General features: G+C 58.0%; 9 protein-coding genes and 1 rRNA gene. 3 read left to right on the forward strand and 7 right to left on the reverse strand.

The window, feature by feature from the left end; all coding sequences use genetic code 11:
* Positions 1–530: ribosomal RNA gene (locus SFX18_11960) — 16S ribosomal RNA — on the reverse strand; the annotation flags it as partial.
* Positions 531–1,394: 864 nt separating this feature from the next.
* Between SFX18_11960 and SFX18_11965 the strand changes: the two genes are divergently transcribed.
* Positions 1,395–2,330: a UbiA family prenyltransferase gene (locus tag SFX18_11965; protein ID MDX1963863.1), complete on the forward strand. Its 936-nt coding sequence runs from the start codon at positions 1,395–1,397 to the stop codon at positions 2,328–2,330.
* 16 nt (positions 2,331–2,346) lie between these two features.
* Here the strand turns inward: SFX18_11965 and SFX18_11970 are convergent, their stop codons facing one another.
* The 3 genes from SFX18_11970 to SFX18_11980 form a co-directional block, all read right to left on the reverse strand.
* Positions 2,347–5,151 carry a cation-translocating P-type ATPase gene (locus tag SFX18_11970; protein ID MDX1963864.1) on the reverse strand — a complete coding sequence of 935 codons (2,805 nt, stop codon included), beginning with the start codon at positions 5,149–5,151 and terminating at the stop codon, positions 2,347–2,349.
* Positions 5,152–5,196: 45 nt separating this feature from the next.
* Entirely contained in the window at positions 5,197–5,496 is a 300-nt protein-coding gene (locus tag SFX18_11975) for a zf-TFIIB domain-containing protein (GenBank protein ID MDX1963865.1), read from the reverse strand.
* Between the two features lie 95 nt (positions 5,497–5,591).
* Complete coding sequence (locus SFX18_11980) at positions 5,592–5,942, reverse strand: HPF/RaiA family ribosome-associated protein (protein MDX1963866.1); 351 nt, start codon at positions 5,940–5,942, stop codon at positions 5,592–5,594.
* A 123-nt stretch (positions 5,943–6,065) separates the two neighbouring features.
* Between SFX18_11980 and SFX18_11985 the strand changes: the two genes are divergently transcribed.
* On the forward strand, positions 6,066–6,968 hold the full coding sequence (locus SFX18_11985) for a LysR family transcriptional regulator (GenBank protein ID MDX1963867.1): 903 nt from the start codon (positions 6,066–6,068) through the stop codon (positions 6,966–6,968).
* A gap of 106 nt (positions 6,969–7,074) precedes the next feature.
* Here the strand turns inward: SFX18_11985 and SFX18_11990 are convergent, their stop codons facing one another.
* Both SFX18_11990 and sppA read right to left on the reverse strand, forming a co-directional pair.
* Positions 7,075–9,165, reverse strand: coding sequence for an FG-GAP repeat protein (locus tag SFX18_11990; GenBank protein MDX1963868.1), 2,091 nt, complete (start codon positions 9,163–9,165; stop codon positions 7,075–7,077).
* 682 nt (positions 9,166–9,847) lie between these two features.
* Entirely contained in the window at positions 9,848–11,140 is a 1,293-nt protein-coding gene (gene sppA / locus SFX18_11995) for a signal peptide peptidase SppA (protein ID MDX1963869.1), read from the reverse strand.
* Between the two features lie 433 nt (positions 11,141–11,573).
* Here sppA and SFX18_12000 point away from each other — a divergent pair, with 433 nt between their 5' ends.
* A complete protein-coding gene (locus SFX18_12000) occupies positions 11,574–12,419 on the forward strand; it encodes a sugar phosphate isomerase/epimerase (GenBank protein ID MDX1963870.1) in 846 nt (281 codons plus the stop codon).
* Positions 12,420–12,500: 81 nt separating this feature from the next.
* On the opposite strand, the gene SFX18_12005 is transcribed toward SFX18_12000, so the two are convergent.
* A complete protein-coding gene (locus tag SFX18_12005) occupies positions 12,501–13,646 on the reverse strand; it encodes an alanine--glyoxylate aminotransferase family protein (protein MDX1963871.1) in 1,146 nt (381 codons plus the stop codon).
* Positions 13,647–13,660: the final 14 nt, after the last annotated feature.

The following is a 13,660-nucleotide window of genomic DNA, read 5'->3' on the forward strand; positions in this document are numbered from 1 at the left end:
AGTGATTCCGAATAACGTTTGTCAGGCTCGTCTTACCGCGGCTGCTGGCACGAGCTTAGCCCTGACTTCCTCTGCGGATTAGTCAAGCCCCGCTCTTCACGGAGCTTTCCTCCCCACTGACAGCGGTTTACAACCCGAAGGCCTTCATCCCGCACGCGGCGTCGCTTGGTCAAGCTTGCGCTCATTGCCAAAAATCCTCGACTGCAGCCACCCGTAGGTGTCTGGGCAGTTCTCAGTCCCAGTGACGCGGGTCGTGCTCTCACACCCGCTACCCATCAAAGCCTTGGTGGGCCATTACCCCGCCAACTAGCTAATAGGATGCAGACTCGTCCCCAGGCGGACTCACACCTTTGGTCCACAGACGTTATCCCGTATTACCTGCAGTTTCCCGCAGCTATCCAGGTCCCGGGGGTTGATATCTACACATTACTGTCCCTTCCGCCGCTGATGTATTGCTACACCCGCTCGACTTGCATGCCTAATCCACGCCGCCAACGTTCATTCTGAGCCAGAATCAAACCCTTCAATTATGTATGCTTAAACTTAACTCCTTGCGGAGTAAGCTAAAAACAAAATTACCAGGAGTCTGATGTTGTATGCGTGACTAAGAAAATGACCAAAATCACAAAAAGTGACCGTCATTTTCCAGCCACAACAGTCTTCTGTTGGCTAAAAAATAAAGAGATCAACAACCAAATTGTCAAAGATCAAAATCAAGCGGGGTCTAAATCCCGCCACTCATTCCGGCATTAAAAAAACCACCTGCATCAGGCGATTAAATTTACCGGAGCTTCTCATTACGGCCATGCTCCGCAAGCGGTTCATGGGTTCCAAAATTTTTTGATTACAAAACCAAAATATTTTGCGTGCAGAGAATAAAAATCCCCAGACCGTTTGGTCCTCTTTACAGAGCACCAATCGCTCCAGGGGAGAATGAATATTACAGATCGGCAGGCGAGTGTCAACGCTTTGGGAAAAGATTTTTTAAAATTTCTTCCAAAGACGCTATTCAACTTCCTAAGTCGTTATTAAATAACCACTTAGACGCCTTCTGCAATTTTCCTTCCACCATCCCTCAATGGCTCGGTGGATACCGGAGGACAGTTAGTTCCGTCTCCAACACCCAGCTCATAACCATGAATTCCATCTTCAACTTTCCCCGTCCGTTGTCAACGCACTCCACCTCTACAACATTTGCCAGTAATGCATAAGATATTATTTTCAAAGGACTTGCGTTCTTCATCAAATTCTTAAAATTCCCCGATCCGCTGGGGATTGTGTGTTAATTGTTAAGCCAACACCCCCTGCCTGGAATGGAATTGCGTTGATTTCTCCGCCATTCTCCGCCATAACCATGCACTTTGGCTGTTGCCTTCTTTTATCGGGCATTTTTCATGGTCTTGGCACTTGCGCGACTTTTGCGTTTACCTAATCTGTTTTCCGCTTGGGCGGACATTTTTTTAGGCTGGTTGGTAGCCAATCCTGATTGGTGGTGGCAAAACTCATCCCTCGGCTCGCGTTTGCAATTTATCCTGCTATTGCTCTGCAGCAGCGGGATTTATTTGGCGGGAATGGTCTGGAACGACATTTTTGACGCAAAAATCGACGAGATCGAACGTCCCCAGCGGCCCATTCCCGCGGGAAAAATCTCCCTGGCCACAGCCCGCGGTTTGGGGTGGGGTCTGTTTGCGGCGGGACTGATGGCCAGCGTGGCGGCTAGCGCCCTATCACAAAATTTCTTGCCCATGGCCACGGCGGCGGTCCTGGCATTGACCGCGCACAGCTACAACGCCGTGCTGAAGTTCACGCCCCTGGGACCTGTTTGCCTGGGCCTGTGCCGCGCGCTGAATGTGCTCTTGGGTATGTCCACCGCCGTGCCGATGTGGGAATTTTGGCAAGTTTGTATCGCCGCGGGACTAGGGATTTACATCATGGGAGTGACGGTGTTTGCCGCAGGTGAAGCTGGATACAGCGCGCGGACGCGGTTGATCGTCGGGTGGGTGGTCATGTTGCTGGGCATGGCTGTACTGTGGTTTAATCCGCATTGGTTGCGGGATTACCCGCCATTACCGACAAAGCTCGAAGCCAGTCCGCTTATTTGGAGTTACATGTGGCTGGCGCTGGCGGGGCTGATCTCCTTGCGGCCCTTGATCGCCATTGCCAATCCCCACCCGCAATTGGTGCAACTGGCGGTGGTGCAGTCTCTTCGTTCATTAATTATTTTAGACGCTGTCGTGTGCTATAGTGTGCGCGATGCGGCGGGGGCGGTTATGATTTTAGTCTTAATCATTCCCAGCTTGCTCTTGGGTCGCTGGGTCTATTCCACCTGACAACCTCGTTTTCCCCTTATCCACTCGCTTGTGCGGTGCGGATGGCGTTGGAGTTATCCTCGGCAATTGGCGCTTGCTGGGAAATTTCAGAATTGCTCCTCTCGCGGATGCTTTGGCCAAAAAGCTTTGTCATTTCCACGATAGCTGCGGGAAATATTGACAGGCAAGCAATCAGCAGCCATTCATATCCAGCGGGGTAGGCCTCGATTCCAAATAACGGATGCAAGGCGGGAATCAGCACAATCGCCAGTTGCAGACCGGCGGAGATCGCTACGGCGGTTAAAAGCGGCAGGTTGGTCTGCCAGCCCAAATTCCAAAATGTCAACGTACGGCTACGGCACGTCAGAGAATAAGCCAGTTGCGAAAATGCCAGGATGCAAAATGCCACGACTTGCGCGGCAGATAACGAGGCGGTGTCTCCCTGGTACACCCACGCAAAGCCCGCCAGGGCCGCCATCGCGGTCAACAATCCATGCGCGGCAATCCATAATGCCTGGTAGCAACTAATGAGGTTGGCCCGGGGATCGCGCGGCATGCGGCGCATCACTCCGGCTTCGGGGGGTTCCATCCCCAGGCCCAGCGCTGGAAGTCCATCCGTAACCAGGTTTAACCACAGCAATTGCACGGCCAACAGGGGATTCGGCCAGGCCCACAGCGTGGCAAATAACATAAAGAGAATTTTTCCGGCGTTACCGGCTAACAGATAATGGATAAATTTTTGAATATTGTCAAAGATGCCGCGGCCTTCCTCGACGGCTTTGATAATGGTGGCGAAATTATCATCGGCCAGGACCATGGTGGCCGCTTGTTTGGTAACGTCCGTTCCCGTCCGACCCATGGCAATGCCAATATCGGCGGCCTTTACCGCCGGGGCGTCATTGACACCGTCGCCGGTCATGGCGACAACTTTGCCATGGTGACGCAGCAAGCGCACCAGCCGTAGCTTGTGCTCGGCGGTGACCCGGGCAAAGACCGCGGTTTGGTCCAGCTTAGTTAAAAGTTGGGCATCATTGGCGGCGTCCAGGTCCGCGCCACTCAGGGCAATATCCCGCTCGCCGGCAATCCCCAGTTCGCGGGCAATTGCCAAGGCAGTCACGGGATGATCGCCGGTAATCATCACGGGGCGAATGCCCGCCGCGCGGCATTGCGCGACGGCTTGTTTAACTTCGACGCGGGGGGGATCGATCATCCCCACCAGACCGGCAAAAATCAGGTTTTTCTCCGAAAATTCGGGGTTTTCCGTGTTTGACCAGGGCCGATAAGCCAGACCCAGCACGCGCAGCGCCTGTCCCCCTAGCTCGGTGGCGGCAGCTAAGATGCGATCCTTGGCCGAGTCAGTCAGGGGGATCACGGCATCCCCATCCAGAATCGCCTGGCACTTTTGTAAAAGTGGTTCCGGCGCGCCCTTAGCGCACAAAAGAGCTTGACCGGAATTCGGCTGCACCACCACCGACATCATCTTTCTTTCGGAATCAAAAGGAATCTCAAAAATGAGTTCGCCGCGCGAAGCGGATTCCACGTTTCCCTTTCGCGCCAGGACCACCAACGCCGCCTCCGTGGGGTCTCCCACGGCGATCCATTGACCCGGTTGTTCGGCGCTGGGGACCACTTGCGTATTGTTGCACCAGGCGGAAATTTCGAGGATCCGCCGTAACGCGCTCGGCATAGCGCCATCCAGGCCGAGTTGGGTTTCCTTGCAAATCAATTCCCCCTGCGGAGCATATCCCGCTCCCGTGACGGAGAGGCTTTGCCGTAGCGTGCGAACCTCGCGCACGGTCATTTCATTCTGGGTCAAGGTCCCGGTCTTGTCCGTGCAGATGGTGGTGATAGAGCCTAATGTCTCCACGCCCGCTAGTTTACGAATAATGGCGTTGCGGCGGACCAGGCGTTCCAAGCCGACGGCCAGGGTGATGGTGACGGCGGCGGGCAACCCTTCGGGGATAGCGGCCACAGCCAGGCTGACCGCCAAGTGCAAAGTTTCCAACCATGCCGCGCCTCGGATTAATTGCAAAATCCCGATCCCCGCCGTCAGACCCAGGCAAATCACGGCCAACACGCGCCCCAGTCGCGTCAAACGTTGCTGCAGGGGAGTCGATTCCCACGAATGGCCCTCAAGCAGCTTGGCAATCTTGCCCAACTCCGTTTCCATACCCGTGGCATAGACCACCGCGGTCCCTTTTCCCGCGGCGATCACCGTTCCCTGGTACACGATGTTGCGGCGCTCGGCCAAGGGGGTTTCTTCCGGCAGGATGACAGCGGCCGTTTTATCCACCGGGACCGATTCTCCCGTTAAGGTCGCTTCGGCGGCGCGTAAACTGAACGAACTAACCAGCCGGGCGTCGGCGGGAACCTGATCTCCGGCCTCAAGTTCGATTAAATCCCCGGGCACAATTTCGGCGGCGGGTAGCTTTTGCAAAATGCCATCCCGCAGCACTTTGGCCGTCGGGGCGGAAAGCTGTCGCAAGGCCGCCAGCGCCCGCTCGGCCTTGCGTTGTTGAAAAATCCCCAAGGCGGCATTGAGCACCACAATCCCCAAGATCGCCAGCGTGTCAATCCACTCCCCCAAGATCGCCGCGATGACCGCCGCGCTTAGTAACAGCCAGACCACCACTTCATGCACCTGCGCCAGGCATTGCAGCCACCAGGACGGGGCCGGGGGGGCCGCCAGTTGATTCAGGCCCGCCTGGGCCAGCCTGGCAGTCGCCGCCGACTGGCTTAAGCCAGTGTCAAGCAATACGCCGGCATGGGCGATCACATCTTCCGTTGAGAGGTGATGCGCCGCCACTGAATAATCTGGCTCCGGTAAAGTAACCTGGGGCATCCTGCGTTCCGTAAAAAAGGAGAGAAAACAGATAAACCAACGTGACTAGCCAAAGTCAAAAAACTCGCTCCAAAACGACTCCCGCTTTTTCCGGGGATGATGCGAATCAAATTGTTCAGAGCCACGCCGACCGCCGCGCATATTATCATCATCAAAGTCATCGTCGTCATCATCAACCCTTCGACGGCTTCCCTCCCCCGGACCCGCGGGTCGGTTGGACCGCTCGATCAATTTGTCCAACTCGCCACGGTCCAGCCAGACTCCCCGGCACGTGGGACAATAATCAATTTCAATACCTTCGCGCGTCGACATCTGTAATTGATTTTCACACGCGGGACATTTCATGTTGGGTACCTCCTGGAAAAAAATGCAATATGCCCCCCCTCGCGGGCCCAGGATAACGATTTACCTGGGCCGAAAATGGGGGAAAACCGACGCGGTTAATTCCGCCGCCACGATTCCCCCGACATGCTGGTGGCGGAAGAAGGGGCCCGGCGGCGTTCAACCTTGCGACCCAGCACCTGCCCCGCCCGCTCAGCGGCCAAGTCAATCACCGGCAGGATATCGCAGGCCCGTTCCTCAATGACTAACGAAGGCTGCCTGCGCAAGTGCAGGACGATCCGGCACAGTTTGTCCTCTCCCCCCTTGGCCCCGTTCACGTCCGACAGAAACACATTTACCCGCTGAAAATGCCGCGCAAAATTACTAAGCGCAAATTGCAGCTTTCGCTCCGCCAGGGTTTGCTCCGCTGAAGAAAACTCCACCCCGCTCGTCCTGAACAAAATTTTCATGACTGTCTCCCAAATAGAGTTGGAATTCTTTACAACCACACTATACTTATACGGCAGAAATTGTTTTGAAATACTAAATTATCAGTTCAACATGCGTTGAATTATTCAAACAATAGGTGAACCGTGGATTGGCTGAACTACCATCATTTGCAGTACTTTTGGCTTACCGCCCAAGAAGGCAGCATCAGCCGCGCTAGCGAACTCCTGCACGTGACCCCCGCCACGGTCAGCATCCAGATCCGCGAACTGGAAAAATCCCTCGGCGTCAAGCTTTTTCGCAAAGCCGGACGCGGACTGGCCGTCACCGACGTCGGCGAGACCGTCTTTCGCTATGCCCGCGATATCTTTGCCCAGGGGCGCGAACTGCAAGAGGTCCTGCGGGGCGAACCCAGCGGCCACCCCCGCTTGTTGCGCGTGGGGATCAAGGATGTCATGCCCAAGCTAGTCGCGTATCAGCTATTAGAGCCAGCCCTGCAGCAGCCGGAACGGTTGCGGCTGATCTGCCAAGAAGGAAGCCTGACGCGGCTAGCGGCCGATCTGGGCGTGCACCAGTTGGATGTGGTATTGTCGGACACGCCGCTGGATCCCGCGTTCAAGATTCGCGCGTATTCGCATCTGTTGGGGGAGTCCGCGGCGATCGTGGTGGGGACCCGCAAGCTGGCCGAAAAGTATCGCGAGGGTTACCCCGGCTCGCTGGACCACGCGCCGTTTTTATTGCCGACGGAACAATCGGTATTGCGGCGGTCGCTCGAGGGCTGGTTTGGGGATCATTCCCTGCGGCCGGACATCCGGGCCGAATTTGACGACAGCGCCATGCTCAAGATCGCGGGACGGGCGGGGGCGGGCCTGTTTGTCATTCCGGAGGTTATCCAGGCCGAGGTGCAAACCATGTACGGCGTCGAGTTCGTGGGCCGGGTCTCGGGCGTGTCGGAACGGTTCTACGCCCTGTCCGCCGAACGCAAACTGAAACACCCCGCCGTCGTGGCCATCTCCGCCCAAGCCAAGAGGCGCCTGAGCGGGGGGTAGGGGGAACAATTCCTTACCAGTATCCAAATAGGATGGCTTCTACGTCAGGTTCAGTCCAGCCGTATTCCCTGGAGTAGCCGCTGGGCAGCAAGCCTGGATTTCGCGGTTATTTCCGCCCAAGTGTGGGAATGGACAACAAGCGCAGTAGGCTCAGGCCGATCGTGGCCAAGCCGCCCAGGAACCAAACGCTGGGCTCCGGAACCACGCTGATGCTGCCGGTCGTGGCGAAGGTGTTGGTGTCCCACGTCAACCCGGCCGTTAGCGGGGCCTGCGTGAAGTCGAAGCTCCACGACCCGCCGATTGTGCCTGCAAAGTCGAACAGGTCGAAACTGTCGTCGAGCACAGGTGTGTAGCCGCCAAGGTCGATACGGATGATCGAGTCGTTGAAGCTCAGCGCGCCGGTAAGATTGATCTGGTCGAAGCTCGACAGCGATTCGATCTCCATCAGGTAATCCCCGCTGCCCAAGAGGTTACCGGTGATGCTCATGACGCCCGGCGAGTTGCCGGGGGAGAACAGGCCAGCGTTGACGACATTGCCGACGATAAAGCCCGCGCCGGCGAGCGTCGCGTTACTGGCGACCGTTACCGTGCCGCCGCCGTTGAGCGTGCCGTTGACGAGCAGCATGTTGCCGGTGTTCCCCGCGGTGCCGACGTTGACCTGGCTGGCGGTCAGCGTGCCGGCGATGACTAGCGTGTTGTCGTTCGACCCGGCGTTCTGCCCCACATAAACGGCCTTGCCTGCGGCGGTGACGTCGCCTGTGTTACCGGCGAGCAGGGTCACTTGGTTGTCGCTGGTGGTCTGGCCAATGATCCAGTCGTCCCGCGAGATAAAGCTGATGCCGTCGATCGTCCGGCTAGCGTTGCCTTCGTCCAGTGTGGTAACGGAGCTGACCGTCCCGGTGTAAGCGCGGCCTGTACCCAAGTTTTTGCCAAAGGCACCGATGGTGAACGCGTCACCCGCCAGGCTCACAGAGCTGCCGAAGCTATCACTCCCAGCGCCGTCGGAGGCGACCAATTTGACGTGCTGCGTGACAGTAAGGCTGGCGGTGTCGAGGTTGCGGAAGACGTAGGCCGAGCCTTGATTGAAGCTCGCCCCGATGTCGTCCGAGTAAGCCCCGATCAGCCCGGTCGTGCCCGACAGGCTCACGGAATAGCCGAAATCATCATCCCGCGCACCATCGGAAGCAACCAGCTTGACGTTCTGGTTGACTGTGCCGCTGGCGGTGTGGAGGTTGCGGAAGACGTAGGCCGAGCCTTGATCGCTGTTCGGCCCGATGTCGTCCTGGTAAGCTCCGACTAGGCCAATCGTGCCCGACAAGCTTACGGAATGGCCGAAGTAGTCATCCTCCGCCGTGTCGAAGGCGGTGAGTTTGACGTGCTGCGTGACCGTGCCGCTGGCGGTGTGGAGGTTGCGAAAGACGTAGGCCGAGCCTTGATTGAAGCTCGCCCCGGTGCCATCCGCGTAAGCCCCGACCAGGCCGATCGTCCCCGACAGGCTCACAGAAGAGCCGAACGAGTCATCCGCTGCGCCGTCGGAGGCGACCAGCTTGACGTGCTGCGTGACCGTGCCGGTGGCGGTGTCGAGGTTGCGGAAGACGTAGGCCGAGCCTTGAGCTCTGTTCGCCCCGATGTCGTCCGAGTAAGCCCCGATCAGCCCGATCGTGCCCGACAGACTCACGGATCTGCCGAATTGGTCTGATCTCGCGCCGTCGGAGGCGGTGAGCTTGGCATTCTCGTTGACTGTACCGGTGGCGGTGCCCAAGTTGCGGAAGACGTAGGCCGAGCCTTGAGCAGTGTTCGACCCGATCGTGTCCCTCACAGCCCCGACCAGGCCGGTTGTGCCTGACAGACTTACGGACCAGCCGAAACTGTCACCCCCCGCGCCGTCGGAGGCGACCAGCTTGACCTGCTCGTTGACCGTGCCGTTGGCGGTGCCGAGGTTGCGGAAAACGTAAGCCGAGCCTTGATCGACAGTCGACCCGATGTCGTCCCAGTAAGCCCCGACCAGCCCGGTCGTGCCTGACAAGCTCACGGAATGTCCGAACCGATCAACCCCTGCGCCATCGGAGGCGGTGAGGACGGCCGCATGGACAGGTTGCCACGCCAGGCTTAGCACACCCGCCGCCACGACAATTGCCGCGAGTAGGCGCATAGCGCAGGTGTGGCGTGACATTGTCGTTGAACGATTTTTCTGCATGATCATTTTCTTGCCCCTCTAGCGTAATTTGAGTGACTCTGGTGGATGTCTCTTCGGTTAATGTCTCTTCCCTGGCTATCTCTTCTGTGGGTGTCTCTTATCTGGCCCGCAGCACTCGCGCGTCTCCGGGACCAAGTCAACTGCTCGATATACATTATACTAACCGCAAGTAATCATAGCGCGGTTTTTACCCAGCTTACCAAAGGATTCCGCAACTCCGTTGGAGTAGGAGATCATTGGTTTTGTCCTTTTTCCCAGGGTTGTTCGCTGCGCTCCAACCCGTGGGCTTTGATACACTGTATTACCAATGATCAGGGCGCGTTGCGGTAGAGTAGTACCGCGAAGCGGTTACGGAACTCAGCCCTGAATTGCCGCGCAGCGGCTATCCAGGGAAAACGGTAAGCAAAAAATTCTACCGCAACGCGGTTGCGTCAGCCGGAAATAACCCATGAATGCTAGGTGCCTTAACAAATTGCTAGTCGCTCTACGTTTAACTAGAAAGCGAATTAGGCGGCTGTTCACTGGGTGCCGGGTAAGTGAACCATTCTCTCTGAGTATAGTTGAAAACTCCACCCGCTCCAACGATTTATGCTTCGGGGAACGATTCAATTTGCGGTGCTAGAGCGCGCGAAAAATTTTTGGCGAAATGTTAGTATTCTGTCATAATCTTGCTAAGTACCCATTACCACCCACCCAGGCCCGGCCAGCCGGTGCACAGGTAGTACGCCCGTGGGGGGCCGGGTTGCAGGATCTCGGCGGCGGTCTGGATGGCCAGGGACGCGGTGGCGCCAGTCTGGCTGCCGCTGGAGGTCATTGTTGTCCCCATGTCCCCCGTGAAATGTCCTGGGGCCGGGCCATTGCCACTCTGGCCCAAGAGTCCGCCGAACATATCATCAAACAGACCGCGCGGGGCGGTGTAGCGGACGGCGCGGTACTGCTTGGGATCGGTCAGATTGGCCAGGGCCGCGGCTTGTTTGACGGCGTCCTCCAGGTAGCCCAGCTTATCGACCAATCCGTTGGCCAGGGCTTGTTTGGCGGTAAAGACCTGCCCGGTGGCCACGGCGTTCAGGGCTTCCTCGTCGGTCATGAACTTTGGTCGGCCCCCTTTGACAATGTCCTTAAAGTCTTGAAATGAGGAATTGACCAGTTCCTGAAAAATTTTGCGTTCTTCAGGGGTAAATTCCTTGGTCATGCTGCCGGCGTTTTTGAGCGGGTGGCTGACAATGCTGTCATCTTTGATCCGCCAGTCGTCCAGCAGCCGCGACACGTCATAATGGGGAATCATCACGCCGATCGAGCCGGTCCAGGTGGTCGGCTCGGCATAGATGACTTCCTTGGACGGGGGATTGGCCGCCATGGCGATGTAGTAACCTCCGCTGGCGCACATGCCGCCCATGCTGACCACGACCGGCAGGTTGCGTTGTTCCTTTAGCTGGTTGACGCGGTGCCACAGGTAATGGCTGGCGTTGACGGTGCCGCCGGGGGAGTCGATCCGCAGGACGATCGCCTTAACCGCGGGGTCGTTGCGGACCTGATCGATTTGCCAGCGGGCAAAGCCGTCGGTCTGTAGAATGGTCCCTTCAATTGTGATGATGGCGATTTTGTCCGTGGCCAAAAGCTGACTGGCCCGCAGCGCGGGATCAATTTCAAAAAAATGTTCGGTGATTTGCGGGTTGGGGTTGAGGTAGCGCTGGTATTGCCAAAAGACGCCCAGCATGGACAACAGGCAAAAACCGGCGATCACCCAGGCGATTCGCGTGCCAAAGCGCCCCCACCAGGTCCCCTGTACCAGTTCCACGCGCATGGTCGAGGCGGCCCCCTCGGGCACGATAGTCACCGGCTCGAGGGCCGGTCCGGACGCCGGGCGGGAAGGGCTGGGGGGGGTGCCGGCGGCACCCGCCGTGGGGGTGGAAGTAGCCGCAGGAGGAGGCGTCGGGGTGTTTTCTGGTTGGGGCGCGTTCGCGGGAGTATCCATGCGCGAGGACTTTCGCAAAAAGGGAATGCCAGTTGGTAAACAGCGGTGAGGCCCAACCAGGCGCAAAAAACGCCGCTTGCGACGGGGCCTAGGGACAGTTTATTCTTTTAGCCTGCTGAATTCTTGGGTATTTTGGATGTTTTTGCCCGACTCGACAAGATTTTTTGATAAAAGACGGGAATGGCGGGTCCTTCCCGCGAGAGAGGTCATCAGGGGGACGGACAGCGACGATGCCCCGCTGCGGCCAACCGCGACGCGTTAATCCGAGAAGTGTCAGGGGATGGTGCTGCTCCGCAACTCCGCTGATTTGGCGCGCTAGCACGTCGCTAGGAGGATGCGGACAAGTTGGGCCTGTTGTCAGAAGAGTCCCGCGGGGGTATGCTACTGGCTAGTAAATGTGGGTAGATTATGGGCGTTTCAAAGGAGTGTGCGCGTGTTTGTCGCGGCCAGTACGGAGTGTTTGCCAGAATTGGGAATTGTCGAAGCGATCGAGCGCTTTGCCGACCTGGAATATACCAGTGTCGAAATTGCCCTGCATGAGCCTCGTCCCGCGCCAGCCCCCGCCGCGGAAGGCCAGGGAGGGATGTCGTCTTGGTCGGGATCAATTCCCTGGACGGCCACCAGCACTTGGGCTACGGCTGGCGGCAAATATCTTACGCCGGCGTTAGTCGCCGCCGATACCGAGCGGTCCATCAAGCTGTGCCGGGACACCCATCGACTGACGCTGGCTTCTTATTCACTGGATTGGCCCCAAGACGAGAATTACTACGCGCATTTTGCCGCGGTCTGCAAATTGGCCAAAGCCACCAAGGTGGTCACGCTAACGGTCCCCGCCGCGGAACTGGGGACGCCGTTTAATCAAGAGATTGAACGACTCAAGCAACTAGTGCAGATCGCCTCGGTCGATGGCATCTTGGTCGGGCTAAAGACCGAAGTGGGCACCCTGACCGAGAATCCCGACACCGCGGTCGCTCTGTGCGACAATGTCAAAGGATTGGGGATCACGCTGGACCCCAGTCATTATGTTTGTGGTCCCTGGAACGGCCGGTCTTATGACCAATTGCTAAAGTACGTTGTCCATGTTCATTTGCGCGACACCAAAAAGGACCGCTTTCAGGTCAAGGTGGGCCAGGGAGAGATCGAATACGGCAAGATTATCGCTTCGTTGGAATTGCAGAAGTACAATCACGCCCTCTCGGTGCATATCACGCCCCAAGAAGACATCGATCATCACGGGGAATTGCGTAAACTGCGCCTGCTGCTTGAGAGTATGCTGTAGGGAGGAGGGAGGGCAGGGGATAGGGGTTCGTGGGAACGCGGAATACAGACCCCTGATTGACCACCATTCATTCTTCTGACTTCACTCTAGCCCCGCCAGCAAGACCTGGCTGGCGGCGGCGACGCCGCTTCCCAGCGTGACTGGCTGGCCCAGTTCGGCCATGACAAGTTCCATGCCTGCCAGCGCGCTCAGGATATCCAACTCGTCAATGAGGCCCATGTGCGCCAGACGGACAATTTGCCCTTTGAGGGATAACTGTCCCGCAGCCAGTTTTACACCGTAACGCCGTTCTAAAATGGCCAAAAACTGGGTTGCGTCCACGCCGGGTGGCACGGCAAAGGCCGTCATGCCGTCCGCGGGCCGAAGGGCAAAGGTTCGCCAGCCAATGGCCGCTCCCCCCGCGCGCGCCGCCGCGCCCAGCCGTCGGGCATGCCGCCAGACGGCCTCCATGCCCGGTTCGGTCAATACGGGCAATGTCTGCGCTAACGCCCCGATGAGCGTATGCGCCGGGGTCCAGGGAGTGCTCCCCGCCGAGCGAAGCTTTTCGCGATGTAGCCGCAAATCCAAATAAAACGCCTGGGGGCGGATTTGTTCCATCGCCTGCCAGGCCTTTTGGCTAGCCGCGACGATCGCCAAACCGGGTGGAAGCATCAGCGCTTTTTGTCCCCCCACCACCAGCACATCAACCCCCCACTCATCCATCCGGCACTCTTGCACGCCGACACCGCTAATGCCATCCACGATCCAGAGGGCGTTGCTGTGGCTTACAATTTCGCCAATTGCCCGGACATCATGCGCGACGCCAGTGCTGCTTTCCATGAGGGTGCCGCAGACGGCATGCAGGCCGGGATGCTGAACAAGCAACCGCCGGACGTCCGCGGGATCCACAGCCTGCCCCCAGGGGACCGTGTGTTCCAGCACCTCAATGTCAAAGGCCGCCGCCAATTTGGCCCAGCGTTGGGCAAAGACGCCGGCATTGAGAACCAGGACTTTTCCGCCGCGAGGGACGCTGTTGACCAGGGCGGCCTCCATGCCCGCGGTCCCCGACCCTGCCAGCACAATGACATCTTCGGCGGTCCGCAGCACCGCTTGCAAACCGCGCTGAACCGCGGCAAACGTGCCGACAAACTCCGGAGTGCGATGATGCGTGACCTGCCGCGCCAGGGACAGAAGCGCGGCTTCGGGAACTTGGGTGGGACCGGGAGTGAGTAACCGTTTCTTGGGCATCGAGTGAAGGGAAA

Source organism: Pirellulales bacterium (genome assembly GCA_033762255.1).
Classification (GTDB): domain Bacteria; phylum Planctomycetota; class Planctomycetia; order Pirellulales; family JALHPA01; genus JANRLT01.

Excerpts from the sequence above, each read along its gene's own strand:
- SFX18_11965 (MDX1963863.1), top strand. The coding sequence starts at position 1,395 with ATGGTCTTGGCACTTGCGCGACTTTTGCGTTTACCTAATCTGTTTTCC.
- SFX18_11970 (MDX1963864.1), bottom strand. The coding sequence starts at position 5,151 with ATGCCCCAGGTTACTTTACCGGAGCCAGATTATTCAGTGGCGGCGCAT.
- SFX18_11975 (MDX1963865.1), bottom strand. The coding sequence starts at position 5,496 with ATGAAATGTCCCGCGTGTGAAAATCAATTACAGATGTCGACGCGCGAA.
- SFX18_11980 (MDX1963866.1), bottom strand. The coding sequence starts at position 5,942 with ATGAAAATTTTGTTCAGGACGAGCGGGGTGGAGTTTTCTTCAGCGGAG.
- SFX18_11990 (MDX1963868.1), bottom strand. The coding sequence starts at position 9,165 with ATGCAGAAAAATCGTTCAACGACAATGTCACGCCACACCTGCGCTATG.
- sppA (MDX1963869.1), bottom strand. The coding sequence starts at position 11,140 with ATGGATACTCCCGCGAACGCGCCCCAACCAGAAAACACCCCGACGCCT.
- SFX18_12005 (MDX1963871.1), bottom strand. The coding sequence starts at position 13,646 with ATGCCCAAGAAACGGTTACTCACTCCCGGTCCCACCCAAGTTCCCGAA.